This is a genomic window from Sulfitobacter sp. (assembly GCF_036960155.1).
Taxonomy (GTDB): domain Bacteria; phylum Pseudomonadota; class Alphaproteobacteria; order Rhodobacterales; family Rhodobacteraceae; genus Sulfitobacter.
The window spans coordinates 632829-658732 of record NZ_JBALWB010000002.1 but is presented as its reverse complement, the minus strand read 5'-3'; the positions used below and the strand labels follow the sequence as shown (position 1 = coordinate 658732).

Annotated in this window: 25 protein-coding genes and 3 tRNA genes; 15 read left to right on the top strand and 13 right to left on the bottom strand. The window is 54.8% G+C overall.

Annotated features, from left to right (window positions below; all coding sequences use genetic code 11):
• Positions 1-15: 15 nt before the first annotated feature.
• From V7775_RS09845 to V7775_RS09835, 3 genes are all read right to left on the bottom strand, one after another.
• Positions 16-2559 (bottom strand): penicillin-binding protein 1A, encoded by a 2544-nt coding sequence (locus tag V7775_RS09845; protein ID WP_335751709.1) that lies wholly within the window; start codon positions 2557-2559, stop codon positions 16-18.
• Positions 2560-2710: 151 nt separating this feature from the next.
• On the bottom strand, positions 2711-3925 hold the full coding sequence (locus tag V7775_RS09840) for an N-acetylmuramoyl-L-alanine amidase (RefSeq protein ID WP_335751708.1): 1215 nt from the start codon (positions 3923-3925) through the stop codon (positions 2711-2713).
• 75 nt (positions 3926-4000) lie between these two features.
• Positions 4001-5143 (bottom strand): pyridoxal phosphate-dependent aminotransferase, encoded by a 1143-nt coding sequence (locus V7775_RS09835; RefSeq protein WP_335751707.1) that lies wholly within the window; start codon positions 5141-5143, stop codon positions 4001-4003.
• Positions 5144-5167: 24 nt separating this feature from the next.
• Here V7775_RS09835 and V7775_RS09830 point away from each other — a divergent pair, with 24 nt between their 5' ends.
• Both V7775_RS09830 and V7775_RS09825 read left to right on the top strand, forming a co-directional pair.
• Positions 5168-6499: a M48 family metalloprotease gene (locus tag V7775_RS09830; protein ID WP_335751706.1), complete on the top strand. Its 1332-nt coding sequence runs from the start codon at positions 5168-5170 to the stop codon at positions 6497-6499.
• A gap of 7 nt (positions 6500-6506) precedes the next feature.
• Positions 6507-7250, top strand: coding sequence for a DsbA family protein (locus tag V7775_RS09825; RefSeq protein ID WP_335751705.1), 744 nt, complete (start codon positions 6507-6509; stop codon positions 7248-7250).
• Positions 7251-7312: 62 nt separating this feature from the next.
• Here the strand turns inward: V7775_RS09825 and V7775_RS09820 are convergent, their stop codons facing one another.
• The gene (locus tag V7775_RS09820) at positions 7313-8185 is read right to left on the bottom strand and encodes a glycosyltransferase family 2 protein (RefSeq protein WP_335751704.1); all 873 of its coding nucleotides are present in this window, start codon (positions 8183-8185) and stop codon (positions 7313-7315) included.
• A 78-nt stretch (positions 8186-8263) separates the two neighbouring features.
• Here V7775_RS09820 and V7775_RS09815 point away from each other — a divergent pair, with 78 nt between their 5' ends.
• Positions 8264-9085, top strand: coding sequence for a hypothetical protein (locus V7775_RS09815; protein ID WP_335751703.1), 822 nt, complete (start codon positions 8264-8266; stop codon positions 9083-9085).
• A 56-nt stretch (positions 9086-9141) separates the two neighbouring features.
• Here the strand turns inward: V7775_RS09815 and V7775_RS09810 are convergent.
• Both V7775_RS09810 and V7775_RS09805 read right to left on the bottom strand, forming a co-directional pair.
• A tRNA-Asp gene (locus tag V7775_RS09810) sits at positions 9142-9218 on the bottom strand.
• 278 nt (positions 9219-9496) lie between these two features.
• A complete protein-coding gene (locus V7775_RS09805) occupies positions 9497-9778 on the bottom strand; it encodes a DUF1330 domain-containing protein (RefSeq protein WP_335751702.1) in 282 nt (93 codons plus the stop codon).
• 96 nt (positions 9779-9874) lie between these two features.
• Here V7775_RS09805 and V7775_RS09800 point away from each other — a divergent pair, with 96 nt between their 5' ends.
• Together V7775_RS09800 and V7775_RS09795 are read left to right on the top strand one after the other, a co-directional pair.
• A complete protein-coding gene (locus V7775_RS09800; RefSeq protein WP_335751701.1) occupies positions 9875-10747 on the top strand; it encodes a LysR family transcriptional regulator in 873 nt (290 codons plus the stop codon).
• A gap of 180 nt (positions 10748-10927) precedes the next feature.
• On the top strand, positions 10928-11512 hold the full coding sequence (locus V7775_RS09795) for a leucine-rich repeat domain-containing protein (RefSeq protein WP_335751700.1): 585 nt from the start codon (positions 10928-10930) through the stop codon (positions 11510-11512).
• 126 nt (positions 11513-11638) lie between these two features.
• Here the strand turns inward: V7775_RS09795 and V7775_RS09790 are convergent.
• The 4 genes from V7775_RS09790 to V7775_RS09775 form a co-directional block, all read right to left on the bottom strand.
• Positions 11639-11715, bottom strand: a tRNA-Asp gene (locus V7775_RS09790).
• A 52-nt stretch (positions 11716-11767) separates the two neighbouring features.
• Positions 11768-11843 (bottom strand) — tRNA-Val (locus tag V7775_RS09785).
• Positions 11844-11885: 42 nt separating this feature from the next.
• Positions 11886-12461, bottom strand: a complete 576-nt coding sequence (locus V7775_RS09780) for a histidine phosphatase family protein (protein WP_335751699.1) — start codon at positions 12459-12461, stop codon at positions 11886-11888.
• 148 nt (positions 12462-12609) lie between these two features.
• Positions 12610-13062, bottom strand: coding sequence for an HU family DNA-binding protein (locus tag V7775_RS09775; RefSeq protein WP_335751698.1), 453 nt, complete (start codon positions 13060-13062; stop codon positions 12610-12612).
• Between V7775_RS09775 and V7775_RS09770 the strand changes: the two genes are divergently transcribed.
• Positions 13061-13381, top strand: coding sequence for a hypothetical protein (locus tag V7775_RS09770; protein WP_335751697.1), 321 nt, complete (start codon positions 13061-13063; stop codon positions 13379-13381). The genes V7775_RS09775 and V7775_RS09770 overlap by 2 nt on opposite strands.
• A 145-nt stretch (positions 13382-13526) precedes the next feature.
• On the opposite strand, the gene lon is transcribed toward V7775_RS09770, so the two are convergent.
• Positions 13527-15941, bottom strand: coding sequence for an endopeptidase La (gene lon, locus V7775_RS09765; RefSeq protein ID WP_335751696.1), 2415 nt, complete (start codon positions 15939-15941; stop codon positions 13527-13529).
• Between the two features lie 331 nt (positions 15942-16272).
• Here lon and pcaF point away from each other — a divergent pair, with 331 nt between their 5' ends.
• From pcaF to V7775_RS09720, 9 genes are read left to right on the top strand one after another with little or no spacing between them, the layout of a single operon-like run.
• Positions 16273-17481 (top strand): 3-oxoadipyl-CoA thiolase, encoded by a 1209-nt coding sequence (pcaF, locus tag V7775_RS09760; protein ID WP_335751695.1) that lies wholly within the window; start codon positions 16273-16275, stop codon positions 17479-17481.
• A 32-nt stretch (positions 17482-17513) separates the two neighbouring features.
• Complete coding sequence (gene paaA / locus V7775_RS09755; RefSeq protein WP_335751694.1) at positions 17514-18506, top strand: 1,2-phenylacetyl-CoA epoxidase subunit PaaA; 993 nt, start codon at positions 17514-17516, stop codon at positions 18504-18506.
• A complete protein-coding gene (locus tag V7775_RS09750; protein ID WP_335751693.1) occupies positions 18506-18982 on the top strand; it encodes a DUF3291 domain-containing protein in 477 nt (158 codons plus the stop codon). Before paaA ends, V7775_RS09750 begins: the two co-directional genes overlap by 1 nt.
• A 4-nt stretch (positions 18983-18986) precedes the next feature.
• Entirely contained in the window at positions 18987-19301 is a 315-nt protein-coding gene (gene paaB / locus V7775_RS09745; RefSeq protein ID WP_335751692.1) for a 1,2-phenylacetyl-CoA epoxidase subunit PaaB, read from the top strand.
• Complete coding sequence (gene paaC, locus V7775_RS09740; protein WP_335751691.1) at positions 19301-20059, top strand: 1,2-phenylacetyl-CoA epoxidase subunit PaaC; 759 nt, start codon at positions 19301-19303, stop codon at positions 20057-20059. The genes paaB and paaC overlap by 1 nt, the downstream gene beginning before the upstream one ends.
• Complete coding sequence (gene paaD / locus V7775_RS09735) at positions 20056-20514, top strand: 1,2-phenylacetyl-CoA epoxidase subunit PaaD (RefSeq protein WP_443070103.1); 459 nt, start codon at positions 20056-20058, stop codon at positions 20512-20514. Before paaC ends, paaD begins: the two co-directional genes overlap by 4 nt.
• Positions 20515-20521: 7 nt before the next feature.
• The gene (locus V7775_RS09730; protein WP_335751690.1) at positions 20522-21589 is read left to right on the top strand and encodes a 2Fe-2S iron-sulfur cluster-binding protein; all 1068 of its coding nucleotides are present in this window, start codon (positions 20522-20524) and stop codon (positions 21587-21589) included.
• Between the two features lie 10 nt (positions 21590-21599).
• The gene (gene paaZ / locus V7775_RS09725; protein ID WP_335751689.1) at positions 21600-23633 is read left to right on the top strand and encodes a phenylacetic acid degradation bifunctional protein PaaZ; all 2034 of its coding nucleotides are present in this window, start codon (positions 21600-21602) and stop codon (positions 23631-23633) included.
• 54 nt (positions 23634-23687) lie between these two features.
• Positions 23688-24584 carry an aldose 1-epimerase family protein gene (locus V7775_RS09720; RefSeq protein WP_335751688.1) on the top strand — a complete coding sequence of 299 codons (897 nt, stop codon included), beginning with the start codon at positions 23688-23690 and terminating at the stop codon, positions 24582-24584.
• A gap of 21 nt (positions 24585-24605) precedes the next feature.
• On the opposite strand, the gene V7775_RS09715 is transcribed toward V7775_RS09720, so the two are convergent.
• Together V7775_RS09715 and V7775_RS09710 are read right to left on the bottom strand one after the other, a co-directional pair.
• A complete protein-coding gene (locus tag V7775_RS09715) occupies positions 24606-25214 on the bottom strand; it encodes a hypothetical protein (protein WP_335751687.1) in 609 nt (202 codons plus the stop codon).
• 271 nt (positions 25215-25485) lie between these two features.
• On the bottom strand, positions 25486-25902 hold the full coding sequence (locus V7775_RS09710; RefSeq protein ID WP_335751686.1) for a surface lipoprotein assembly modifier: 417 nt from the start codon (positions 25900-25902) through the stop codon (positions 25486-25488).
• Between the last annotated feature and the right edge of the window lie 2 nt (positions 25903-25904).

Genomic DNA, 25904 nt, shown 5'->3' with positions numbered 1-25904 from the left:
CTTGGTGCGTTCGCCTTAGTACAACCCACCAGAGCTAAGCGTGCCAAAGCCAGCCTTTGGCCCAACAACGGCCTTCTTACCTGTTGATGTGGTGACTTCTTTAGCTTTTGAGCCGCCAGCACCTTCGATCAATGGCAGGTCAGCGCCCATGGCAAAACCACCGTCAAAGGTAATGCCAAAGTTGATGAACTCACCCTCACGGAAGCATTCTGACACCACGTTAGAGCCGGATGCATTTGCGCTAAGGCGCGCGCCAGTAAAGCGGTCGATATTGATAAATTCACAGCCTTCAGGCGCACGGAACTTGCCGCCGCCATATTTCTTGACGGCCTTGGACATAAAGCGCTGGAACACAGGGCCACACATGCCACCACCAGAAGCACCACGCCCCAGACTGCGCGGTTGGTCATATCCGATATAACACCCAGCAACGATGTTTGAGGTAAATCCTACAAACCAGACGTCTTTTGCATCGTTGGTTGTGCCGGTCTTGCCTGCTGTTGGAACGCTTAGGTTTACCGATTTGCGGGCTGTACCGCGATCGACCACACCCTTCATCATCGACGTGAGCTGATAGGCCGTAACCGGATCCATCACCCGCTCGCGGTTTGAAACGACACGTGGGCCCTGCCCTGCGGCCAATGTTGACAGCTTGCAATCGTCACACACGCGCCTGTCGTGTTTGTAAACGGTACGGCCATAACGGTCTTGCACACGGTCAACCAATGTCGGCTCGACGCGTTCACCGCCGTTTGCAAACATCGCATAGGCGGCTACCATTTGGTACAATGTGGTTTCTTGGGACCCTAATGCGTTCGCCAACACAGGTGACAGGTTTTCATACACGCCAAATCGTTCAGCGTAATCACCCACGATGTTCATTCCAACTTCCTGCGCCAAACGAATGGTCATCAAGTTGCGCGATTGTTCGATCCCTGTCCGCAATGGTGTCGGGCCATAATATCTGTTGGAGGAGTTCTTTGGCCGCCACACACCCTGCGGCGTGTTAATTTCAATCGGGGCGTCCACAATGATGGTCGCCGGCGTATAGCCACTGTCGAGCGCTGCCGCGAAAACAAAGGGTTTAAAGCTGGAGCCGGGCTGGCGTTTGGCTTGCGTCGCGCGGTTAAACACGCTGGCCTGATAGCTAAAGCCACCCTGCATCGCGATAACACGGCCTGTGTTCACGTCCATCGCAACAAAACCGCCCTGCACCTCTGGCACCTGACGCAATGTCCAGCGAATGAACGATCCATCGGCATCGGCGACCATACGGCGCACCAGTACAACTTCACCAACTTCAACCAGTTTGCCTTTGGCACCTAGTTTGCCGTTGGACAGACTTTTACGCGCCCAAGACATGTCTTTTGGCGGAACCCAGTTACCACCTTCGGCAGTGTCGATTTTCTCGATGCCCAGACGTGCGCCCTGTTCACTTACTTCCAGCACAACGGCAGGGTACCACTGGGTTTCCAACGTGATGTCGCGTGGGACACGTTGGTTGCTAAGGGCTTCACGCCATGTTGCCTCGTCCACCAAGGCCTCAGGCGGGAGTGTCTTACCCGTGCCACGCCACACGCCACGGCTGCGGTCGTATTGTTCCAGCTGGCGACGCAGCGCATCCGCTGCAATGGGTTGCATCTCATTGTCGATGGTCGCGCGTACTGTCAGTCCCCCGGTAAAGAATTCGCCTTCCCCAAAGTTTTCTGAGAGTTGGCGGCGGATTTCATCGGAAAAGTAATCACGCGGCGGCATATCAGCCCTAAAGCTTTCGAAATCACCATTCTGTACCGAACGCAGCGGCATATCGCGTTCTTGCGCATATGCAGCCTCGGTAATGTAGCCGTTCTCTTTCATCTCACGCAGCACAAAATTGCGGCGCGACAACAGTCGCTCCTTGCGGCGTACCGGATGGAAATCAGACGGAGCTTTGGGCAGGCTGGCCAACATCGCAGCCTCATGCGGTGCCAGCTCACTGAGAGTTTTGTTAAAGTAAGTTTGGCTTGCAGCGGCAACACCGTAAGAGTTCTGCCCCAGGAAGATCTCGTTCATGTAAAGTTCGAGGATCTTTTCCTTGCTCAATGCTTCTTCAACACGGGCTGCTAGGATGATCTCTTTGATCTTACGTTCTGCGCGGCGATCCCCTGACAGCAAAAAGTTCTTCATCACCTGCTGAGTGATCGTCGAGGCCCCGCGCACGTCTTTACCGCGTGAGCGCACCGCATCCACAGCCGCCGCACCAATACCGCGCAGGTCATAGCCGTCGTGTTCGTAGAAATTTTTATCTTCTGCCGAGATGAACGCCTGCTTCACAAGGTCGGGAATCGTATCCGCAGGCGCAAACAGGCGGCGTTCTTTGGCGAATTCGTCAATCAAGCGCCCTTGGCCAGAATAAATCCGGCTTATCGTTGGCGGCGTGTAGGAGGCCAAGGATTCGTGGCTGGGCAAATCGCGCCCGTACATCCAGAAAATCGCCCCAATGGTCAGGGCCACCATGCCAATAGACATGGTTAGGGTGGTAAAAATACCCCCAAAGAAGGAAAGGATCATCCGAAACACGCGCGACAGCTCCTTAAAATGGCTGCTTAAGTTGCCTCCTCTATACGCGAGGTTACGGGAATGGTCAAAAGGCAAGCATGGGGAATTCCAGCGAAACGCCGCCCAATATCTGGGTTATAAAATCAATCCGGCAGCCAGTTTGAGCAGTCGGTTATTGACGTACAAGTGCGGCCCTTGCAGCATCCTCATCCCGCCAAATCAAAACCGATTGCGTGATCCCTTGTGCCATTCCCTGCCGCCAGACCGGATCCCTTAGATTGTCCAAGTCACGTTCAGAACTTAAAAAGCCCAGTTCGACCAGTACAGACGGGATATCTGCGGATTTGAGAACCGAAAAACCTGCCTCGCGCAGCGGGCGCCGGTTCATCGGGCCGCCTGCCTCTTTCATGCCTTGTGCCAGCGCCTTGGCAAGAGCGGCAGAGCGCGGACCCGTCTCAAGGCGCACAAAATCCAGCAAGATTTCCGCAACCTGATCATCAGACCCTGACAGGTCAGTACCCGTAAGAATCGCTGAGCGATCATGGCGCGCCACCAATTGCATTGTCGCGGCGTCCGCGGCCTCCTCAGACAGGGTGTACACTGTTGCGCCCTTTGCCCCGCCCTGACGCAAGATGTCCGCATGCAACGAGATAAAAATATCCGCCCTATTTTGGTGCGCAATGGAAACGCGCGTCTCCAAAGCGACAAAAGTATCTTCATCGCGGGTCAACACAACATTCACCCCCGCACGCCTCAACTCATCCGCTAATGTACGCGCAAAACTCAGGATCAGTTGTTTTTCGGTAACCCCATCCCGTTCTGCACCCGGGTCCACACCGCCGTGACCGGGATCAAGAACTACAGTGAAACCTTGGTCTGGTTTTGGTTCGGGTTCAGGTGCTGTTAAGAACGCGGGTGTCCAATTTGGATCCTCAGGCGCCCTCGAAGCTGTTGCATATTCTTCGGGACTGGCCGTTTTCAGCGTAATTTCCAATCTGGCGCGGCCTGTGTTTGGATCAACAGGCATCCCAATCTCACTGGGCAGCATCGGCCCGGAGAGATCAGCCACCAATCGCGACCAGCCGGGTTGAAACGCGCCAAAGCGCACGGCCTCGATGCGGCCCGCCTCGGGCAGCAGGTCTGAGGATGTCACACCCGAAAAATCAACTTCACGAAAATCAACAACCAGACGCGCCGGATTATCCAAGGTAAAAACACGAAACGGCACACCTTGGCTGAGATAAAGCGACAAATCCGTGCGCCCCCACCAGCCGTCTTGAATGGTGCTGGCAACAGGGTCGACCCGCGCAAGTGCGCTCAACTCCTGAGCCATCACCTGAGGTGCCATGCACAATGCACAGATAACGCTAAGTAAAATTCGTTTCATCACTGCTCCGTCCCTTTTTCTTACAGGGCGTTTTGTCTGGAACCTATCACCCTTAGCAATCAGCGGTCCAGCAGTTCAGCGCGCCTGCATGAATGTCGTCAAGCGTGCCAGACCCTCGCGGATGTCTTGCGTGCTGCGCGCATAAGAAAACCGCAGCGTTGTATGCCCGCGCACAGGGTCAAAATCGAGGCCCGGCGTTACCGCAACTCCCGCTTTTTCCAAAATCTCTGCAGCCAACACCCGGCTGTCACTGGTGATCTCGCTTACATCCGCATAAACGTAAAACGCCCCGTCAGGTGGCGCAATCCTGTCAAACCCCGCCTTGGGCAACCCGTCCAGCATCAAGGCACGGTTGGCGCGGTAGACATCCATATTGGCCTGCAACTCATCTTCGCAATCCATCGCTGCAAGGGCAGCCACCTGCGAGGCGTGCGGCGCACAAATGAACATATTCTGCGCGATCCGCTCAACCACACGCACTTGATCCTCGGGGACCACCATCCAGCCCACACGCCAGCCCGTCATTGAAAAATACTTGGAAAAGCTATTGATCACATAGGTTTCGTTGGTGATCTCAAGGGCGGTCACGGCCTTTTTCTCATATTCGACGCCGTGATAAATCTCGTCCGAGATAAAGGACGCGCCCGTTTCATGGCACGCACCAATCAGCGCGGACATCGCCGGCTTATCCAACATTGTGCCTGTGGGGTTGGCTGGGGATGCCACCAACAAGCCGCGCAAATCCATGTTTGCAAAATCACTTGGGACGGGCTGATAGCGGTTTTCCGCAGCGCTTGGCAGATCAACAGGTTGCATCCCCAATGCGCCCAAAATCTGACGGTAACTAGGATACCCCGGCGCGCCAATGCCAACGCGGTCGCCGCTGTCAAACAACGCCGTGAACGCAAGGATAAACCCGCCAGAGGACCCAGAGGTGATCACCACACGGTTTGGATCAAGGTCAACATTGTACCATTCACCGTACATCCGTGCGACACGTTCACGCAGCGCTGGCAGCCCAAGGGCCACAGTATACCCAAGCGGTCCGGCGTCCATCGCAGCGGTTAACGCCCGCGCTGCCCCCTTTGGCGCACCTGTTCCGGGCTGCCCCACTTCCATGTGGATGATGTGACGCCCTTCACCTTCAGCGCGCGCTGCGGCCTGCATGACGTCCATCACAATAAAGGGATCGACTTCGGATCGGCTTGAATTCCGCATGGCTGCGCTCCTACACTGATTTTCATGAGCTTTCACCTGATCCGCCTTGTCCCGTCAATAGCAGCGATGTTGATCCTTGCACTGCTTGCCTTGCCTGCTCAGGCCGCCAGCCTGCTAAGGGATGCGGATATGGAGCACGCCCTAAAGCAAATCGCGGCTCCTGTGCTGCGCGCAGCAGGGTTAAACCCAAACCGTGTAAAAATTCTGGTGGTCAATGAAAACACGCTGAATGCGTTTGTCGTCGGCAATGATGCGATTTTTATTCACTACGGCCTGATCACTAAAATGAACAACGCCGCCATGTTGCAGGGAATCATCGCACATGAAGCGGCACATATCGCCAATGGGCATATCGTGCGGCGATTGGGCAATCTGTCAAACTCACGTACAATCGCCGGGCTTGGCCTTGCCTTGGCTGCAGCAGCCGCTGCGGCGGGGAACAGTGAGGCCGCAGGCGGAATTGCCATCGGCGCATCCGGCTCTGCACAGCGTGCCTTTTTGAGCCATACCCGCGCCGAAGAAGCATCAGCTGATCAATCAGGTGTGCGCTATATGAAATCTGCGGGTGCCTCCCCTCAGGGGCTGCTGGATGCTTTGAACATCTTTGTTGGCCAAGAAACACTCAGCGTTGGTCGCCAAGATCCCTACACACGCTCCCACCCGCTAAGCCGCGACCGCGTGCGCGCCCTTGCGGGATTTGTTGCCAGCTACGGCGACCTTCCGGCCGATCCGACGGCGGAGTATTGGTTTGCCCGCCTACAGGGTAAGATCACCGCCTATAACCGCGCGCCCAGCTGGACCTTGCGCCGGCTGAAATCCGAAGGCTACGGCGATGTACGCTACTTGCGTGAGGCCATTGCGCTGCACAAGAACTCAAAAACCAAAAAGGCGCTGAGGGCCATCGACGGCGCAATCGCTGCGCGCCCCAATGACCCGTATTTCCGGGATCAAAAAGGCCAGATCCTTTTGGAAACCCGCAACTTTGCGGCCGCTGCAAACACTTATGCCAGCGCGGTCCAGCGTGCGCCCAATGACCCGCTTGTTTTGTCAGGATATGGCCGCGCTTTGCTGGCAAATGGTCAGGTAAAAAAAGCCCTTGGCGCGTTGGAAAAATCCCGCCGCCAGGATTTTCGCGATGGCTCGATGTTGCGCGATCTTGCAACGGCCTATGCCAAAACCGGTCAAACAGGAATGGCCGCCCTTATCACCGCCGAGCGCTATGCGCTGGTGGGACGGCTGAAAGACGCCGGAATTCATGCGCGTCGCGCGTCTGGTCTGCTCGGCAAGGGTTCTGGCCCTTGGCAGCGGGCACAAGATGTGTTGATTGCGTCTCAACGTGCTGGAAAACGAAAGTGAACCTACTATGAAACGTCTACTCGCCACCACAGCCCTACTGGGCACACTTGCTACGGGCGCTTTTGCTGCTGATCTGAAAGAAATGAGTGCCGAAGAACGTGCGTTATTTCGCGCCGAAGTCCGCTCCTATCTGTTCGAAAATCCAGAAGTGATAATGCAGGCTGTTGAAATCCTGCAAAATCGCGAAGCCGAACAGCAAGTTCAGGCAGACATTGATCTGGTTTCCCAAAATGCCGACGCCATTTTTGATGACGGCTATTCATGGGTTGGCGGCAACCCTGACGGCGATATCGTTTTGGTTGAGTTCCTTGATTACCGCTGTGGCTATTGCAAGCGCGCACACGACGAAGTTGCCGAGCTGCTCAAGAGCGACGGTAACATCAAACTAATCGTCAAAGAGCTGCCGATCCTTGGTGACGGCTCTGTGCTGGCCTCACGTTTTGCTGTGGCGGTAAAACAAGTGTCAGGTGGGGACAGCTACAAATCAGTCGCCGACGCATTAATGAGCTTTAACGGCGACATCACCATGCCAACCCTGCGCCGCTTGGGCAGCACATTTGGCTTGGACATGGAGGCCGTAGAAGCCCGTATGGACAGCGATGAAGTTACTGCAGAAATCGCGCAAACACGCGCATTGGCGGGTGCATTGGCGATCAATGGCACGCCGACATTTGTGATGCATGACGAATTGTTACGCGGATATCTTCCGTTGGAGCAAATGCAGGCGCTGGTTGCGAACAAGCGCGGATAACTCTGCCAAACTGCCGCAGCGCTGAATGTGCTGCGGCAAACCCTCCGGATCGACCGCAGGCCCTAGATTACGCCGACAAAACGCTCTGGCAATTGATACTGGGTGTCAAAGGCGGGGCGGTTGAATTCATAAAACCCCGTCTCGCCGCGCGGCTTGAAGGAACGTTGCATGCGTTTGCGCATGAACCCCAGATCAAAACCCTCTTCCAGCTTCAGCTGCTCAAAGCTCTCAAACATCGCACGGTCTTCGCCGCGCGCTTCTGAGAACCAATGACGTCCAATTGACGTGCCCTTAATGTCATCACCTATTTCTTGGGTCACCGCATTGCGACGGTCCATTGCACCTGAGTATTGCGCAAAATCGCAGAACTTGAGGTGGAACAGGTACAGGTCATCGGGCGTATGTAGTTTGGGGTATTGCGAAAAATGTCCGCCACGCGAAATCTTGGCCGCTGCCGAGACAACGCAGGGTTTTGAATAATGCGGCGCAGGACGCACATAACGGCGCGGCCCGATAATGTGTTCGCCCACAGCTTCGGGTTCCAGATCAACGCGGTGGATCACCTCAAGACCCAGAGGCGTCAGGATGCGCTTTTCCGGTGTATCCTCAAGGTATTGCAGCAGGTTCTTGCCAGTATCGGGATCAACCACCACCAGCTCGTCCACATCTCCAACAATCACGTGGCGATAATATTTACGCAATCCGCCGACCAGATTGTTCAATAACCCCCAGCGTTTCACATCAAAATTCTTATGCGGGTCCCCCGGAATGCCAATGATATTGCACCCCGCAGCCAGTTCCGCCACTTCGCTCCCGTAGCCATGATTGATCACATAGCAATTTTGACGTCCAAACAGATCGCCATAATGCTTTAGCCAAGCCGTGAGAAAAAATGCGTCATCGCGCACCATTGTGACTGCGGCAACTGTCTGCATGCCTCTTCCTTCTTTTCTTTCCCCGCCGAATTGAGCACACTGCGGGTTGCAAGCGCAGTAAGCCGTGGGAGACACAAAATGACAATGGGCCCCAAGACGATATTGTCCCCCGACCCTGCAGGTTTTCCGGAATTTAAACGTGCTTTGACCGATGATATGGCCAAAACGGGTTGGCACTTTCATATTGCGGGTAACGGCCCGTTTGATCGCTTTCAGGTTTTGGGCGAACGGGGCTGTGGCACAAACGTCATTCGCAAGACTGTGCAAGACGCATTGCAGATCAAACGCACCGAGGCGTTGGGGTGGAAACACGGCGTTCCAAACATGATCGCCCTGCCTCCGACGTTTCTGACGATCTGCGCGGTACGCGCTCCGCAAAAATGGGCGCACTCGTTGTATAAACGTCCGTGGCATGCGGCACCCTCGGTGCAATCCTTGGGATTCGCTGAGTTCCTGCGCACGCCGTGGCAGTCTTATGTGGACAAGCTGAGCCATTTTGATGGAATCGCCCCGCGCCTTCAGCCGCTTGGCGAAGAACTACAATGGGACCGCCACCCCATCACTGGCGCGCAGTATGAAAACATCTTTGCCATGCGGACCCTGAAACAGCGCGCCTTGCTGAGCTTACCTACTCGCGGCGCATCCGTTGTCTATGTCTCGCTGGACGCGTTCAACGCCGCGCCAGAGGCGTTTCTGGCTGATCTCTCGGCTGCATTCGGGCTTGGCTATACTACGCAAGGCTACGCGCCTGTTGAGCGCCGTATGGGCAACCGCTGGACCGCCGCCGTAGAAGACCGCACCCCTGCGCCTGAAACATGGGCACAAGATGACATCACATGGATGCACAGCCAGCTTGATCCAGAAATCGAAACAGCCCTTGGTTTCACCCCCACCCCATAATCCTATAGGATAAATGCAAAAAAGGCCTCCCGAAGGAGACCTTTTCAAAGCAGCAGTGGCGCGGTTGACGGGGCTCGAACCCGCGACCCCCGGCGTGACAGGCCGGTACTCTAACCAGCTGAGCTACAACCGCGCGCTGCGTCTCTTTGGCCTAAACCTCAGAGCGTTCGTGCGGAATATGCCAACCCCCATGAACCGTCAAGCACTTATCTGCGGGTTGTGAAATTTCTTTCCGATGAAGGGCATCCATAGGGGAGTGCGCCCTCGCAACCACATCATTCCAATATAAGGTATTTCCGGCCAATATTGCCAAGCAGTGCTGCACAGAAGGTTATCCGTTATTGGGACAATGCTGTCACTCACAGCAAGGTTGCGAGTGACAGCATTGTTCTATTTCGGCACAAATCCCACTTAACCCAAAAGTAGAATATCAGAACCACCGGCACTGCGTCGTAATGCGTGTACATCCGCAAGCTCGGGATCATTTGACCAAGCTACCGCCGCCTCTTTGTTGGGAAAGCTAAGCAATGCTGCGACATTCGGCACGTCAGGCGTACCGTCTAGGACGGTAAATTCCCGCGCAGCGCTTTCTACTTTGCCGCCATGTTTGGCAAGCGCAGCACCCGCGACATCGCGGTATTCGGCAAGTGCTTTGGGGTTGGTCACAGTGATTTTTGCATAGGCGTATATCATAACATGTCTCCGTTGAATGATGATGAAGACACCATACCGCATCCCCCACATGTAAAAACGCGTGCATATGCATGTATGACATGCAAAAACGCATGCATGAGTATTGCATGGGATGACTTGCGCACAGTTATGATGTTGGTTCGCCATCGTTCCTTGGCTGGTGCTGCCGAAGCTTTGGGTGTGAATTACACAACCGTCGCCCGTAGGATTCGTCGCGCCGAAGACACATTGAACAAATTGCTGTTTGAGCGATTGCCCGATGGCTACCGACCGACGGAAGCTGCACTTGTGCTTGCAAAGCATGCCGATCAGATGGAAACAACCGAGCACAGTATGATGCGCCAGCTACAGGGCGCTGAAACCGAACTTTCGGGCACGCTGACAATAACAGCGCCACAGCTGCTTATTGCTAATTTCTTGTCACCAGTCATCGACCAGTTTACGAAAACGCACCCCCGCATCGAACTGCGCATCCTTGCAACAAATGACCTGTTAGATTTGACGCGTCGTGAAGCGGACCTCGCCATTCGTATTAGCAGAAATCCCGGTGATACATTGACGGGCTTAAGGTTGTTGAAGCAGGAAAACGCCAGTTTTGCCAACCAAGCTATTGCTGATCGCATCTCCAACGATCCAAATGCGATGATCGACTGGATAGTCTATGACGCTTATCCAACCGTACCCATGGGAATTGGTTCAGAGTTCCCCAACAACAATGTGCGGTTTCGCTTTGACGATATGGTTGCGATGGTTGGTGCAGCTCAGGCAGGGTTGGGTGTGGTCCGTATGCCGATGTTTCTAGGGCGTACCTCTGTGGGATTGGTGCAAGTCCCTGTTTTACCACCGCGACCTTACGCCGATATTTGGGTTGTGGGGCACCCTGATGTCTGGCCTTCGCAAAAGCTACAAGCCTTCCGCAACATTCTAAAAAGCTACTGCAAATTACACCGCCATCAGTTCATAGCCTGAGATACCTCCGGGTTGTGAGATTTCTTTGCCTGAGGCAAAGTGCGCGCAGAGGCGAAATGGCATGGTGATGACGGCAGATGAGGCCTACGCCGAAGCGGAGCGGCGGATTTAAATCGCTAAGATTGAAGGCGCAATATACCTCGACCTGAGCGATCTGGCGACCCTAACAGACCTGAACCGATGCAGGGGCTCTCCGCATTGCAGGACCTCGCTCTCAACCACACACAAATCGCGGATATCACTCCGCTGCAGGGGCTCTCCAAATTACGGGAACTCACTCTCTCTGGGACACAAGTTGAAGATTTGCGCCTGATTGCAGACCATCCATTTGAATTTGAAGCCTCAGTGTTCGTTCAGGGGTTAAAATTTGGCAACACCCCCGCCGCCGGATCCTCGGCAGAACTGACCGAACTTTCCAAAATCGAAGGCGACCGCGAACGCACCGACAAAACCCTCACCTATCTGCGGAACTTACCGCCCGACCCTGAGCCATTGCCATGGGAGACCGCATCTGCTCCCAAAACCGACAATCTCACTCGCATTGCAATTGCTGGCGGCCAAATCGATGTGGCCCATGAACCGTTGGATGCCAGCGATCTTACCGATTTAATCAAGGCGCGGCTTTATGAACGGCTATCCGTGGGAACAGCAACCGTTCTATGGACTACCGAAACCATCGCGGCTCTCGAATTTATTCAGGTCAACAAAGAAGTCATTTTGACGATCGCAACAAGTTGGGGCGCAGGGGTAAATCTGGGCAGCTGACCTGATTGCACGTTCCGGTGAAGCGCTTCGAAAATATCGAGCCAAAACATTGACTGCATATACTCACATTCCAAAAAAGAGCTCTTTGGTGTGTGGAAGAATTATTTATATAATCTAAAGGAGAAGTGGCGCGGTTGACGGGGCTCGAACCCGCGACCCCCGGCGTGACAGGCCGGTACTCTAACCAGCTGAGCTACAACCGCGCAGTGCTGCCCTTTGGTGGGGGCAATATGTCTCCCCTCCCGAGGGAGAGAATGGTGGGTCGTGAGAGGCTCGAACTCCCGACATCTTCGGTGTAAACGAAGCGCTCTACCAACTGAGCTAACGACCCGATAAGGCGTGATTTAGACTAACACTTCGGGTATGGCAAGCCTCATTCGAGACGTTTTTGCGATCCTTTTTTCAGGTGGAACACAACGCCCTGCCCGCCGCCTATTTCGGCAACGCCTGCGCGCCCTGCTCCGGTAACGATTGCGCGGATCATACGCGAGGTAATTCCGTGAGTTACCAGCACTGCGGGCCCTTTGAGACTACTCAGAAACTCTGTGCAGCGCGTTTCTAGCCAGTCAAATCCTTCGCCACCTGGGGCGCGCTCATACAGCTCTAGTGCGCCATCGGGACCCTCAAAAAACTCATCATTTTCAGTAAGTTCACTGCGCACACGCCCTGCCCATTCGCCCACACCAATCTCGCGCAGGCGCGCATCCGTATGCAGATGAGTGACATGGCGCGCCAAGGCAATCGCTGCCGTTTCAAAGGCACGGCCTTGGGGGCTGCTGAGGATATCAAATCCGGCTAGATCAACTGATTTCAGGATTTCGGCCTGACGTTGTGCTTGCTTTATGCCCTCTGGGGTTAGAGGCGAATTTAATGCGCCTTGCATACGCCCTTGGGCATTCCACTCGGTCTCACCATGGCGCAGCACATAAAGCTCTGGGTAATTTGTCACGAAGCGTCTTTCAGAATTGAACGGGTGCCAAAAAACGACTCACGTACAAATGGGAATCGCTCATGGCTAAGTCTATAGAAACTTAAGGGAAACGCCGCCCTGATGTGCGCGCCCCGTCACAGGGAGCACACATCAAGGCCGGGTAGGATTATTCGTCAGCGGTTGCTGGGGTATCGGTCGCTGGTGCGGCATTCAACTGGGATGATTTCTGGCGCAATTTAAGAACCAATGCGCGGCCATCGTGCAATTCCTTGCCGCGCTGGACCTTGATTTTGCCCAATGGCGGCAAATTCATCTCGCGTTGTTCGGCAAAGGCATCGCCCAGAACACCCAACATCGCCTCAACGACAGGTTTGACATCTTTTTTCTTCATACCCGACCGCTCTACAATCAATTCGAACAGTTCTTTTTTGCGCAGCTCGTTGCTCACAACCACCGGAGAAAGCGTCTCAACAACTGATGGTTCAGCGGTTGTTGCTTTTGGTGTGTTGGAGGTGTCGATTTCTGTCATCGCGTCTACGGTTGGTGTTTTAACCGTTGTCTTGCTGCCGGAAGACTTTGACGCGGGGGCTTTTGCCGTAGGTTTTGATGATATCGCCATGGGATTTCCTGCTCTTTCGCTCAATGGTTTACTTTTTCTTTTAAACCTACACGGATATCGTGAAAATATCCAGCCGAGCTTGACCATAACAACATTTAGCGTGACAAATGAGCGTCAACACAAATTGGGGGATAAAATGAAATCAATTATGACACTCGTGGCCTTTGCCGCATTTACAACAACAGCCTCGGCAGGCTCTTTGAGCGATCCAGTTATTGAAGCGCCCATCATCATCGAAGAAGCGTCCAGCTCTAGCAGCGGAACGATGTCGGTTGCCTTGCTAGCATTGCTAATGGCACTGCCTGTTTTGACTGACTAGGCACAAACACGCTCACAAATTCCGATGCCCGTACCACTGCCATGGTGCGGGCATTTTCACATCAAAGCTATGGGTCCATAAAAAACGCCCCGCAGTTTCCTACGGGGCGCGTGCGTATCTTTGGCTACTTCCTCAGGTTGAGCAGTTAATGTGCTGTCGCAACGTCAACTTTACCTGCACGTGCAGCTAGCAGTGCCGCTGCTGCAGCCGCTTCTTCTGCCGCTTCGTCCCAATCAACCGCAACAGGTTGCGACACCAGCGCGTGCTTGAGTACTTCGGACACGTGGCTCACGGGAATGATTGTCAGCCCCTCTTTTACGTTGTCAGGAATATCCGGCAGGTCTTTTTCGTTTTCCTGCGGGATCAATACTGTTTTAATGCCACCACGCAGGGCAGCCAGTAGTTTTTCCTTCAAACCACCAATGGGCATCGCATTCCCACGCAAGGACACTTCGCCCGTCATGGCTATGTCTTTGCGCACAGGGATCTTGGTAAGTACAGACACGATGGACGTCACCATCGCCAGACCAGCGCTTGGGCCGTCTTTTGGCGTTGCGCCATCAGGCACGTGTACGTGAATGTCGATCGTATCAAACACTGGTGGTTTCACACCGATCTTTGGGCTGATCGAACGCACATACGAACTCGCTGCATCGATGCTTTCTTTCATCACATCGCCCAGCTTACCTGTGGTTTTCATCCGGCCTTTGCCTGGTAGGCGCAGCGCTTCGATGTGCAACAGCTCCCCCCCGACAGAGGTATAGGCAAGGCCTGTGACCACACCGATCTGATCATCCTGCTCAGCCAACCCATAGCGGTGCTTTTTCACACCAAGGAAGTCATCAAGGTTGTCGCCCGTCACAGTAATGCTTTCGGCCTCTTTGCGAATGATCTTAGTCAGCGCTTTACGCGCGACTTTTGCAATCTCACGCTCAAGGTTCCGAACGCCTGCCTCACGGGTGTAGTACCGGATCATGCCCGTCAGCGCAGAATCCTCGATTGAGAATTCCTTGGCCTTCAAGCCGTGGTTCTTGATCTGCTTTTCAACCAAATGCTGCTTGGCGATCTCGCGTTTTTCGTCTTCGGTGTAGCCAGACAGCGGAATGATCTCCATCCGGTCCAGCAGTGGGCCCGGCATGTTATAGCTGTTGGATGTGGTCAGGAACATCACGTTGCTCAGGTCATATTCGACCTCAAGGTAGTGATCCACAAATGTGGAGTTCTGTTCCGGATCAAGCACTTCAAGCATGGCAGAGGCTGGATCACCCCGGAAATCCTGACCCATCTTGTCGATTTCATCGAGCAAGATCAGCGGATTTGTGGTTTTCGCCTTTTTCAGCGCCTGAATGATCTTACCGGGCATGGAGCCAATATAGGTACGACGGTGACCACGGATTTCGGATTCGTCACGTACACCCCCAAGGGAGATACGGATAAATTCACGACCCGTTGCTTTGGCCACAGATTTACCAAGCGATGTTTTACCCACACCAGGAGGACCAACCAAACACATGATCGGGCCTTTCATCTTGGATGAGCGTTGCTGCACCGCGAGGTACTCAACGATGCGCTCTTTCACCTTCTCAAGGCCGTAGTGATCTGCATCCAGAACCGCTTCGGCTTTGCCGAGGTCTTTCTTCACACGTGATTTAACACCCCATGGAATGGACAGCATCCAATCTAGGTAGTTGCGCACAACTGTAGCTTCGGCTGACATCGGGCTCATGTTCTTGAGCTTTTTGATCTCAGCGTCGGCCTTTTCTTTGGCCTCTTTGCTCAGCTTAGTGGCGGCAACACGCTCTTCCAGCTCGACAACTTCGTTTTTGCCATCTTCGCCGTCACCCAGCTCGCTTTGAATGGCCTTCATCTGCTCATTCAAATAATATTCGCGCTGGGTTTTCTCCATCTGCGTTTTCACGCGGGTTTTGATCTTTTTCTCAACCTTCAGCACAGACATCTCGCCCTGCATCAAGCCATAGATTTTTTCCAGACGGTCAGACACGCTGAGCGTTTCAAGAAGATCCTGCTTTTGCTCGACCTCAATCCCGAGGTGGCCTGCAACCAAATCCGCAAGGCGCGCGGGATCAGATGCTTCGCCAACGGCGGTCATTGCTTCTTCGGGGACGTTTTTCTTTACCTTGGCGTAGCGTTCAAATTCTTCGCCAACCGTGCGCAACAACGCTTCGGTTGTATCGGCGTCACCTGGTACCTCGGTGAGGTATTCAGCGCGGGCTTCAAAGAAGCTATCATTCTCAAGGTATTCGGTGATCTGCACACGCGCCTGCCCTTCGACCAACACCTTTACGGTGCCATCGGGAAGCTTCAGCAGTTGCAGGACATTGGCCAAAACACCTGTTGAGAAGATGCCAGTGGCGTCAGGGTCATCAACACCGGGGTCGATCTGGCTAGACAACAGAATCTGTTTGTCATCGGCCATTACCTCTTCGAGGGCGCGAACGGATTTGTCGCGACCAACAAAAAGCGGCACAATCATATGGGGGAATACAACGATATCGCGCAGCGGAAGTACGGGATAGCTAGCGTTCAGAGGCTCTTGCATGCTCTTTTCCTTATCTTGGCAAAGCGGCGCCAGTCCCTCTTTGAGGCAACAATTCGGCCGCTTCCTGTATGGGTAGGATACGTGGGCACCCTGCCCGCCTGTTTCAATGGTGGGCCAATTTTTTCAGCCCGTTTTTCCTAACATCGCTCGAAGACGATCCCTGAGCAACTGCCGATTGGCTTGTCTTTGAGAGAAATTAGCATGGCGGCAACACATTTCAAGTATTGCGTTACTGTTTTGCATTTCGAAATAACTATTTCGTAACATATTTCTTGATCGGCCTCCATTTTCACGTTAACCTGCCTACAGGAATTCTATTGGGAGAACACGAATGGCCGAAGCCTTTATCTGTGACGCGGTACGCACACCCATCGGGCGCTATGGCGGCGGACTATCCTCTGTTCGCACAGATGACCTAGCAGCGGCACCTTTGGCGGCCCTGATGGCGCGCAATCCAGATGTCGATTGGACACGCATTGATGATGTCGTCATGGGCTGCGCCAACCAAGCGGGTGAAGACAACCGTAACGTGGCGCGTATGGCGGCACTGCTTGCTGGCTTGCCTGTCGATGTACCGGGCATCACATTAAACCGCCTGTGCGCCTCTGGCCTTGATGCCGTTGGCCAAGCCGCCCGCGCCATTCGCGCAGGGGATATGGACCTAGCCATCGCAGGCGGTGTCGAAAGCATGAGCCGCGCACCATTCGTCATGCCAAAAGCCGAAACCGCGTTTGGTCGTGCGAATGCAGTTTATGACACAACCATCGGCTGGCGCTTTGTGAACAAAAAGATGGAATCAGCCTACGGCGTCGATTCCATGCCGCAAACTGCGGACAATGTAGCGGATGACCACGGCGTAAGCCGCGCGGATCAAGATGCATTTGCCCTACGCTCGCAAGAACGCTGGGCCGCAGCAGATGCCGCAGGCGTATTTGCACAGGAAATCATCCCCGTGACGATCCCCCAGCGCAAAGGTGATCCAAAGGTCGTCTCACGCGACGAACACCCCCGCCCCCAAACCGACGCCGCCGCATTGGCAAAACTGCGCGGCATCAATGGTGCGGATAAAACAGTAACTGCGGGCAATGCCTCAGGTGTAAATGACGGTGCAGCCGCAATGTTGATCGCTTCCAAGGCCGCCGCAGCGGAACACGGCCTCAAACCAATTGCGCGCGTTGTTGCAATGTCAGCGGCAGGTGTTGCACCGCGTGTGATGGGCATTGGCCCTATTCCCGCGGCTGAAAAGGTACTTGCCCGTGCAGGCCTGACCATCGACCAGATGGATGTGATTGAACTGAACGAGGCGTTCGCCTCGCAAGGGATCGCAACGCTGCGCGCGCTGGGTGTGGCGGATGATGCACCTCACGTAAACGCAAATGGCGGCGCAATTGCCATTGGTCACCCGCTGGGCATGTCCGGTGCGCGGCTGGTGCTGACGGCGGCCTATCAGCTGCAACGCACAGGCGGTCGTTATGCCCTGTGCACCATGTGTGTGGGCGTCGGCCAAGGTGTCGCCCTTATTCTTGAACGCGCAAGCTAACCAACACCCCCTACTTGAAAGGATCTGAGACCATGTACGCACAGATGATCAAATCCACGGGCCAAGGCGTGAAATCCTTGGACGAGATGGAGCCGCAAGAACGCGCCTTTCAAGAGCGCATCGACGCCGGAGGCAAGATCGAGCCAAAGGACTGGATGCCAGAGGGGTATCGCAAAAACCTGATCCGCCAGATCGGACAGCACGCCCACTCCGAAATCGTCGGCCAGCTGCCCGAAGGCAACTGGATCAGCCGCGCGCCCACGTTGGAGCGCAAGGCGATCCTGCTGGCAAAAGTGCAAGATGAGGCGGGTCATGGCCTGTACCTCTATTGTGCTGCGGAAACGCTGGGCATCACCCGTGACGAGATGTTTGAAGCGCTGAATGAGGGACGGATGAAATACTCCTCCATCTTCAACTACCCCACGCTGACATGGGCCGATATGGGTGCTGTTGGCTGGCTGGTTGACGGTGCTGCGATCATGAACCAAGTACCGCTTCAGCGCACCTCATACGGCCCCTACGCCCGCGCTATGGTACGGATTTGTAAGGAAGAATCTTTCCACCAGCGCCAAGGCTTCGACATCATGATGAAGATGTGCAACGGCTCTGAGGCGCAAAAGAAGATGGCCCAAGATGCGTTAAACCGCTTTTGGTATCCGTCCCTGATGATGTTCGGCCCGTCTGACAAAGACAGCGTGCACTCCGCGCAATCCATGGCGTGGAAAATCAAAATGGACACCAACGATGAGCTGCGCCAGAAATTTGTCGACCAAACCGCGCCGCAGGCAAAATACCTTGGCCTCACCGTGCCCGATGACACATTGGCATGGAACGAGGAAAAAGGTGGCTATGACTTTGCCGAACCTGACTGGGATGAGTTCTTTGACGTGCTGTCTGGAAATGGCCCGTGCAACCACGACCGCCTAAGCACCCGCAAACAAGCGTGGGATGACGGCGCATGGGTGCGTGAAGGCATGCTAGCCCACTCCGTCAAAAAACGCGCAGCCAAACTGGCGGCAGAATAATGCATCTGGCTGAGATCAACATCGCCCGCCTCACCCACGCAATTGACCATCCTGCTGTCGCCGAATTCGCCGACAATCTGGACCGCGTGAACGGCATTGCCGAACGCATGGACGGGTTCATCTGGCGCTATGTCGATGCCAGCGGCAATGCCACAGACACGCAAATCGGCGATGATCCCAATGTAATTATCAATGTCTCTGTGTGGCGCGATGTTGCCGCCCTTGAGGGGTTCGTTTGGGGCACGCTGCACAAACAATTCTACGCCAAGCGCGATCAGTGGTTCACGGCAATGGACAGCATGGCATTTGCTATGTGGTGGGTCGAAGACGGCCACCGCCCTACCATCGCCGAGGCCACAGCGCGCCTTGCACATTTCAACACACACGGTGCCACTGAACATGCGTTCGGCTGGGACCATTTGGCAGTTGCCACACAGTGGCGCACTGCGCGCTGTGCCCCACTTGCTGCGGAGTAATTCAATGACCCAACCAAAACGCACAGAACCTAAACGTACTGGCGAATGGCCCCTTTTTGAGGTGTTTATTCGCGGCAAACACGGCCTAAGCCACCGCCACGTCGGATCGCTGCATGCGCCTGACGCTGAAATGGCGATCAAAAATGCGCGCGATGTCTACACGCGCCGCAACGAGGGTGTCTCGATCTGGGTGGTTGAGGCTGAATCCATTCATGCCTCCGCCCCCGGTGACAAAGAAGCGCTGTATGATCCTGCAAATGACAAGGTATACCGCCACCCTACCTTCTTTGATGTGCCAGACGAAGTGGGCCATATGTGATGACCCAAGACGCGTTATTTCAAACCCTGCTGCGGCTGGGGGACAATACACTTGTGCTTGGTCACCGTGTTTCTGAATGGTGCGGCAAGGCGCCTGTGCTGGAAGAAGACATTGCACTGGCCAACACCGCATTGGACATGATCGGTCAGACGCAGATGTGGCTGGGTTACGCCGCTGAAGTTGAGAATAAAGGCCGCAGCGCCGATGACCTCGCGTTCTTGCGCGATGTTTGGGATTTCCGAAATATCCTGATGGTTGAACGCCCTAACCTCGATTTTGGCCACACCATGATGCGCCAGTTCTTGTTTGATGCCTACCACCGTGCGCTGCTGGCCGGTCTCAGTAGTTCCAGTGATCCCCGCATCGCCGAGATCGCGGCCAAGGCCGTGAAGGAAGCCACCTACCACTTTGAGCGTTCCGCCGAGACGGTGATCTCCCTTGGGGATGGAACCGAAATCAGCCACACCAAGATGCAAGACGCGCTGAACCTGTTGTGGCCCTACGTCGGTGAGATGTTTGAAAGTGACGCAGTTGATGCGCAAATGGTTGGCGCGGGCGTCATCCCTGATCCCGCTGGTCTGCGTGAAGCGTGGGAAAGCACTGTGCGCGCCACTATGACCGAGGCAACGCTGATCATCCCTGAGGACAATTTCGCCCATAAAGGCGGCCGCACAGGTGCGCGCCACACCGAACACCTTGGCCATATGCTGACACAGATGCAGTGGCTGCAACGCGCCTACCCGGGTTCAAACTGGTGAAACCTGATATTCAGACCATATGGGGCTGGTTAGACGAGGTGCCTGATCCGGAAATCCCTGTGATTTCGGTGGTGGATCTGGGCATCATCCGCGATGTCACGTGGCACGGCGAAACCCTAGAGGTCGCGATCACGCCGACCTATTCTGGCTGCCCTGCCACCAGCATAATCAATCTGGATGTGGAAACCGCCCTGCGGGATCATGGGCTGACCGACATCCGCCTCAAGACGCAGCTGTCGCCGCCGTGGACCACCGATTGGCTCAGCGCCAAAGGTGCCACCAAGCTGGAGGATTACGGGATCGCCCCGCCCTCACCCGCTGGTGGCCCCGCCCAATGCCCCCGCTGCAAATCTGCGGACGTTCAAAAAGTAAGCCAATTCGGCTCAACCCCTTGCAAGGCCCATTGGCGCTGTCTCAGCTGTCTTGAGCCTTTCGACTATTTCAAATGTATCTGAGGTAACAATGGCGCGTTTCCATCCCCTAACCGTCACCGACATCCATAAAACCATCCGCGATGCGGTTGTGGTTAGCCTTGCGGCACCTGACGGCGATGATTTTGATTTCATTCAAGGCCAATATCTGACCTTTCGCCGCGATTTTGACGGCGAAGAACTGCGGCGCAGCTATTCCATCTGTGCGGGCCTTGACGATGGCACGCTACAGGTCGGTATCAAACGGGTCGATGGTGGCGCATTTTCAACATGGGCAAATGAGACGCTCAAGGTTGGGGATACGCTGGACGCCATGCCGCCGCTTGGTCGCTTTCATACAGCGTTAGAGGCCGATGCCCATCGCCACTATCTGGGCTTTGCGGGTGGATCAGGCATCACGCCAGTCCTGTCCATCCTACGCTCGGTGCTGACGCGGGAGCCAAACTCACGCTTTACGCTGGTCTATGCCAACCGCGCGGTGAACACGATCATGTTCCGCGCCGAACTCGAAGACCTCAAGAACACTTATATGGGCCGCGTGAATGTGATCCATGTTCTGGAAGCTGACGCGCAGGATATCGATCTGTTCACAGGCCGCGTGGACGAGGACAAATGCGCAAAACTATTCAGCAGTTGGATTGATATTGCCTCGGTGGACACTGCCTTCATTTGCGGCCCCGAGCCTATGATGCTGGGAATTGCCGCCTCCTTGCGCGCCCATGGTCTCACGGATGAGCAAATCAAATTCGAGCTGTTTGCCGCCTCCCAACAGGGACGCGCCAAGCAGCGTAAAGTTAGCAAAGATGCTGCTGCCGCCCATGCGACCACTGAAGCTACGGTTATAATGGACGGTGCCGCGCGCAGTTTCACCATGCCGCGTGATCAAAGCCTGCTAGAGGCCGCGCTCGATAATTCGGTTGATGCGCCGTTTGCCTGCAAGGCGGGTGTCTGTTCGACCTGTCGTGCAAAAGTGACCGAAGGCGAGGTCGAGATGCTCACCAATCACGCGCTAGAGGATTACGAGGTTGCCGCTGGGTTTGTGCTATCGTGCCAATGCTATGCCCTCAGCGATACCGTTAAATTTGACTATGACCAATAAAGGCCAGCCCATGATGATGATCCCTTCTTTCGCTGCTGGTCAATGGGTTGCCCCTGACAGCGGTGCGCGCGCCATTCCATCCGCAATCACTGGTGATGTGATCGCCCAAGCAGGCAATGATACGTTGGACGTGGCGGGCATGCATGCCTATGCCCGCGAGGTTGGCGGCCCTGCCCTGCGCGCCCTCACGTTTCATGACCGTGCGCGGATGCTCAAGGCGCTGGCGCTGCACCTCACCGAGCATAAGCAAAAGCTGTATGATCTATCATTCGAGACAGGTGCCACCCAAGCTGACCACGCCTTTGACATTGATGGTGGCATCGGGACAATGTTTGTCTTCGCTTCCAAGGGGCGGCGCGAGATGCCGGATGCCCAGATTTATCTGGATGGAGAGCTAGAACAGCTAGGCCGCACTGGCACCTTCCAAGGGCAGCACGTTTGTGTGCCACTTCAAGGGGTTGGCATTCATATCAACGCCTATAACTTCCCCGTTTGGGGGATGCTTGAGAAATTTGCGCCAACTTTCCTTGCGGGTGTGCCCAGCATCGTCAAACCCGCCACTGCGACCTGTTATGTGACCCATCTGTGTGTTCAGCTGATGCTGGACAGTGGCATCCTGCCTGAGGGTTCATTGCAGCTGATTTCTGGTGGTGTGGGTGATCTGTTGCTGCACACAGACGCACAAGATGTGATCAGCTTCACGGGTTCTGCCAAAACGGCACTGTCCCTGCGATCAATCCCGCACCTGCTGGCGAACTCGGTCCGCTTTGTGGCGGAACAAGACAGCCTCAACGCGTCGGTTCTGGGCCTTGATGCCGCCCCCGGCACGGTTGAGTTTGATCTGTTCGTCAAAGAGGTCCACCGCGAAATGACCACCAAGGCGGGCCAGAAATGCACCGCCATCCGCCGCATCATGGCCCCTGCCGCGCATGTCGAGGCGGTGATTGAGGCGCTATCGGCGCGTCTTGCCAAAACCACCATCGGTGATCCACGTGATCCCGCCACGCGCATGGGCGCATTGGTCAGCACCAGCCAGCGCGCGGATGTCCTTGAGAAAGCAGCGCTGATCGGGTCTGAGGCCGAGCGTGTGTTTGGCGACCCCGATGATTTCACCGTGCAAGGTGCCGACCGTGAAAAGGGCGCGTTCCTGCCGCCGATGTTGTTTCACTGCGCTAATCCAGACAACGCTAACCACCTGCATGACACCGAGGCCTTTGGCCCTGTCAGCACCATCATGCCTTACCGCGACGCGGATCACGCCATTGCTCTGCTGAACCGCGGCAAAGGCTCGCTTGTGGCATCTGTCATCACGCGCGACGGTGATCTGGCGCGCAAGATGGTTATGGGATCGGCTGCGTGGCACGGTCGGTTGTATTTCAACAACGCCGACAGCATGGCCGAGGCAACAGGCCACGGCGCGCCAATGCCCCACATGGTCCACGGCGGACCGGGCCGTGCTGGCGGTGGTGAAGAACTGGGCGGCGTGCGCGGTGTGATGCACTACATGCAGCGCACAGGCGTTCAAGGCAGCCCCGACATCCTGACAGCTATTGGTGAGCAATGGGTCCCCGGTGCAAAAGAGCACACAGGCGGGCCGCACCCGTTCACCCGCAGCTTCAACCAGCTACAACTTGGCGAAACCCTGTATACAGCGCCGCGCAAGGTCACGCTGCAAGACATTGAAACCTTTGCCCACTTCACGGGTGATACGTTCTATGGCCACATGGATGAGGAAGCCGCCAAGGCAAATCCATTCTTCCCCGGCCGTGTCGCGCATGGCTATCTGCTGCTCAGCTTTGCGGCGGGTATGTTTGTACAGCCAGACCCCGGCCCCGTGCTGGCCAACACCGGCCTTGCGAACCTGAATTTCATGAAGCCTGTCTCGCCTGATGATGAGATAAAGGTCCGCCTGACCGTCAAGAAAAAGACACCGCGCACCGAGGAATACGGCCAAGTGCGTTGGCACGTGTCGGTGACAAATCAGGATGATGAGCCAGTTGCAGAATACGAACTGTTGACGATGAACACCTATGAGCCGACATAGGTTTGGTGAAAGCCATTTAGCGGGTCAAATACCCGCAACCTGTTAGGAAAGCCCATGACGTCAACCCATACAGTCCTGCGCAGTGACGCGCTAAGCCTTGCTGTCGCCCCTATGGGCGCGGAAATGCAATATCTGCGCACGGCGGCTGGGGATGATCTTTTGTGGCACGGCGATGCCGCGTATTGGACGGGGCGCGCGCCTGTGTTGTTTCCAATTGTCGGGCGCGCCGTGGATGACATTGTTGCGGTGGGCGATCACACCAGCCCCATGCCCCAGCACGGCTTTGCGCGGCGCAGCGTATTTACCCTTGAAGAGCAGACAGAAACGATGTGCCGTCATGTGCTGAGCGATAGTGTTCAGAGCCGCGCAGTCTATCCCTTTAAATTCTCACTGAGGCTCACCCACCGTTTGGACGGGGCCACGCTACACGTCACTGCTGTTGTAACCAATGACGATACGCAACCCATGCCATTCGGTTTTGGGTTCCATCCAGCGTTTAGCTGGCCCCTGCCAAACGCACAGGAGGCCGCACACCACGTCACGCTGTCAAATAGGGGAACCCCTGACATGCGCGCGCTGAATGATGGGTTGCTACGCCCTGAACCTGGTAAGGGGCCATTCATTGGTGGCAATCTGGAACTGGCCGAAGAGATGTTCAACCACGGCGCATTGGTGTTCCCAAACGGATCAGATGCCCTGCGCTATGGTCCCAAATCCGGCCCCTCACTAGCGTTTGAATTCCACAACCTCCCTGATCTGGCATTGTGGCACCCTACAGGCGCGCCGTTCCTATGCATCGAGCCATGGCACGGCACTGCATCATATATAGGCGACGGCCCGCAGATTTCTGGGCGTCCAAATAGCATTATCCTCCCGCCCCAAGGCAGCGTAGAATTTGGCTATTCGGTAACTATCAATAATAAAGGTTCGGCTGATCAGCTCACTGATTAGCCGCGAATCTGTATGACGCGCTCAATGGGGTAGACGATCGTTAACTGGAGATTCAAAAAATATTAGCTCTAGGCACCTTACTGCTGAAGGTCTGTATCCATGGTCTTTTTCAATTTGGTCAGCTACAAAAATCAACATGTCTTGCTGTGCTTTCAGATTTTCGTGGATAAACATAAAGTAAGAAATATAGACATCTTTTCTATTGAGTTGTCCTGCCCAATTAAACCCGAAGTGTTTAGCTATACGACTATCCCAAATCGGGAATAGTTCTGGGTTAAGAAAGTAAAGGAGCTTACTCAGACCAACCCAAGAGTTATTTATAGGTGAAACTGCATCAATTTTTGAAAGAAATTCTTTTCCGGCTTCTGCGTCATTCAAGCCTTTGACAACTTCGACCGGAAATTCAACACCAAAATTCTCAAACTTCCAATTTTTCAGGATCGTTGGCATCCACCCATAAACTGCGCATGATAAACTCAGCAACCCGTCGTTTTGTGGATCATCATCAACTCGGCTCGCGAGCCTCATCAATGCTCTATGTGAAGGGAAATAACTGTGGGACTCCAGATGCAGCCTTGCCGTATCATTTGAAAGTTCATCTAGAAATCGAAGAGCGTTATCAATATCCATACAACAATTCCCGCACCTCGCACTTCACTAACCAGCTCCACACTTTTTTATCCCATTTGTCACAACAGCGACTATTCGAATAGAGAATTACCATTCCTTTAGCTAGCATACAAACGATATTGGAAAGGTGCGTACCCTAAAATTTTCGATTTTCGCCCAATTAGAAAACGGCAGTTATCTCCGCGCACCGATACTCATGACCCTGTGAGCGGATAATGTAAAAATCGCTCTGCCCACTAATGAACGTGCATACTATGATGACTTAGCGCGATCAAAACCTGCGGCTCAGCGACACGCCGCAGGCTCTTGTATCGGCCTCAAACAGCGCAACGTTGGATTTTGTAGCGCCCAGCGTACACGTCAGCTTTGGCACAATGCCACCAACGCTGAATTGGCTGTTGAAAACTGTAACGGATATGTCGGCGAAACTATCCTCTCGCGAAAAATCCAGATCACGGTCAAAGTGACGTAAGCCCGCAACCGCCTGTGTAGACAGCTCATACCCGCCCCTAAATGCCGTGTTTACCTGCAAGGTCGCCGCCAAGCTGGAATAGCTGTGAAAGTCGATGTTTGCATTTACGCGCGCGACCTGAAAGTCAAACCGATATGCAAAAGCTGGCGTTGGCGTGAGCGTATAGCCAACGTCTAAAAGGGTCTGTAACGCCTCCTTGCCATCATTATCTTCCACAT

Excerpts from the sequence above, each read along its gene's own strand:
- V7775_RS09775 (WP_335751698.1), bottom strand. The coding sequence starts at position 13,062 with ATGGCGATATCATCAAAACCTACGGCAAAAGCCCCCGCGTCAAAGTCT.
- V7775_RS09835 (WP_335751707.1), bottom strand. The coding sequence starts at position 5,143 with ATGCGGAATTCAAGCCGATCCGAAGTCGATCCCTTTATTGTGATGGAC.
- V7775_RS09715 (WP_335751687.1), bottom strand. The coding sequence starts at position 25,214 with ATGGATATTGATAACGCTCTTCGATTTCTAGATGAACTTTCAAATGAT.
- V7775_RS09770 (WP_335751697.1), top strand. The coding sequence starts at position 13,061 with ATGGGATTTCCTGCTCTTTCGCTCAATGGTTTACTTTTTCTTTTAAAC.
- V7775_RS09720 (WP_335751688.1), top strand. The coding sequence starts at position 23,688 with ATGACGTCAACCCATACAGTCCTGCGCAGTGACGCGCTAAGCCTTGCT.
- V7775_RS09800 (WP_335751701.1), top strand. The coding sequence starts at position 9,875 with ATGAGTATTGCATGGGATGACTTGCGCACAGTTATGATGTTGGTTCGC.
- V7775_RS09750 (WP_335751693.1), top strand. The coding sequence starts at position 18,506 with ATGCATCTGGCTGAGATCAACATCGCCCGCCTCACCCACGCAATTGAC.
- paaA (WP_335751694.1), top strand. The coding sequence starts at position 17,514 with ATGTACGCACAGATGATCAAATCCACGGGCCAAGGCGTGAAATCCTTG.
- V7775_RS09830 (WP_335751706.1), top strand. The coding sequence starts at position 5,168 with ATGAGCTTTCACCTGATCCGCCTTGTCCCGTCAATAGCAGCGATGTTG.
- V7775_RS09825 (WP_335751705.1), top strand. The coding sequence starts at position 6,507 with ATGAAACGTCTACTCGCCACCACAGCCCTACTGGGCACACTTGCTACG.
- V7775_RS09795 (WP_335751700.1), top strand. The coding sequence starts at position 10,928 with ATGCAGGGGCTCTCCGCATTGCAGGACCTCGCTCTCAACCACACACAA.
- V7775_RS09815 (WP_335751703.1), top strand. The coding sequence starts at position 8,264 with ATGACAATGGGCCCCAAGACGATATTGTCCCCCGACCCTGCAGGTTTT.
- V7775_RS09805 (WP_335751702.1), bottom strand. The coding sequence starts at position 9,778 with ATGATATACGCCTATGCAAAAATCACTGTGACCAACCCCAAAGCACTT.
- V7775_RS09730 (WP_335751690.1), top strand. The coding sequence starts at position 20,522 with ATGGCGCGTTTCCATCCCCTAACCGTCACCGACATCCATAAAACCATC.
- V7775_RS09820 (WP_335751704.1), bottom strand. The coding sequence starts at position 8,185 with ATGCAGACAGTTGCCGCAGTCACAATGGTGCGCGATGACGCATTTTTT.
- V7775_RS09840 (WP_335751708.1), bottom strand. The coding sequence starts at position 3,925 with ATGAAACGAATTTTACTTAGCGTTATCTGTGCATTGTGCATGGCACCT.
- paaZ (WP_335751689.1), top strand. The coding sequence starts at position 21,600 with ATGATGATGATCCCTTCTTTCGCTGCTGGTCAATGGGTTGCCCCTGAC.
- paaC (WP_335751691.1), top strand. The coding sequence starts at position 19,301 with ATGACCCAAGACGCGTTATTTCAAACCCTGCTGCGGCTGGGGGACAAT.
- paaB (WP_335751692.1), top strand. The coding sequence starts at position 18,987 with ATGACCCAACCAAAACGCACAGAACCTAAACGTACTGGCGAATGGCCC.
- pcaF (WP_335751695.1), top strand. The coding sequence starts at position 16,273 with ATGGCCGAAGCCTTTATCTGTGACGCGGTACGCACACCCATCGGGCGC.
- lon (WP_335751696.1), bottom strand. The coding sequence starts at position 15,941 with ATGCAAGAGCCTCTGAACGCTAGCTATCCCGTACTTCCGCTGCGCGAT.